Origin of the sequence: Mesorhizobium sp. M7A.F.Ca.CA.004.12.1.1 (genome assembly GCF_003997835.1) — a bacterium.
In the GTDB taxonomy this organism is placed as follows: Bacteria; Pseudomonadota; Alphaproteobacteria; order Rhizobiales; family Rhizobiaceae; genus Mesorhizobium.
Map to the genome: position 1 here is coordinate 1 of NZ_RZRK01001240.1, position 1,146 is coordinate 1,146.

At 70.0% G+C, this 1,146-nt stretch carries 1 pseudogene; it reads left to right on the plus strand.

Features of this window, described 5'->3' with window-relative positions:
* Positions 1 to 1,146: pseudogene (locus EN984_RS35470) on the plus strand (peptidoglycan-binding protein); the annotation flags it as partial.

Below are 1,146 nucleotides of genomic sequence, written 5' to 3' on the forward strand. Positions count from 1 at the left end.
GTCGAGGCGATGAGCGAATTGCTGGATGCGGCACCGGTCGAGCCGAGCAACTGGCGCGGCGTGCGGCGACCCAAGATGGCCGTGGACGCGCCATCGATGGATATCGATCAGCCCCTGCCATTGACTGGGGACTTGGCCGATCTCGATGGCCGTGCCGCCGCCATCCTGCGCAACGAGCCGGGTGCTCGTAGCGATCTGGGCGGCCTGGGTATGGGAACGCGCACGCCGGCCGAAGCCGCAGCGGCTGCGGCCATGGCTGCTCTCGGCTCCGACACAATTGTCGAGAAGAACGAACAGGCGGGCGGCCGTAGGTCGATGTTCGGCGGACTGGCCCGCGCCTTTAAGGGCAAGAAGGAGGCGGACATCCCGCCACTGGCCGGCTCTGCGCCGACTGCCCCGATCCCGAGCGTCGATCTCGACGAACCGCTCGATCCGAAAATGGCCAACCGGCCGCTGGAGCCCGGTTCCGGCGCACCTGACCTCAACGCCATCATGAAGCGCGTGCGCGACGAGCGCGGCCAGCCTGCCAAGCCCAGCGACACCGACGCCGCGAAGTCGGATTTCATCGCCGCTGCCCGGCGCGCGGCCCAGGCCGCGGCCGCCGAGGCCGATGCGCTGAAGCGCCAGTCGACGGTGACCGGACCGGTGAAGGCACTGCGGATCGGCGACCTGCTCAAGGCACGGCGCAAACCGATCCTGATGGGGACAACCGCGATCCTGCTGGCACTGGGCGCCCTGCAACTGGGCAAGGCCTTCTTCGCCGATCCGGCCCAGGTGGCGAGCAACGATGTTGCGCCGATCGTCGCCTCGCAGCCGGTGCAGACCGCCTCGCTCGATGCCGCCGGCCAACCTAAGATGGACGCGCAGCCCGCGGCAGTGGAAAGTGCGCCTGACCACACCGTCAGGCAGGCCGAGCCGTCCGCACCGGCAACCAAGGACGACATGGCCGCGCAAAGCATGATTGCCACGCCGCCAGGCGCCGAGCCGCCGATGGATGCCGCGCCGACCGCAGAGCCGGTTCCCGCGCCCGTCGCCTCGATTACATCGGCCGATGCGAACCCGGCGATGTCCGGGACGACAGCCTCGGCTGCGCCGGCCTCGACCGTTCCGGTCGCCGCGGAAGCCGCCGACACCGACGCGCAGCCT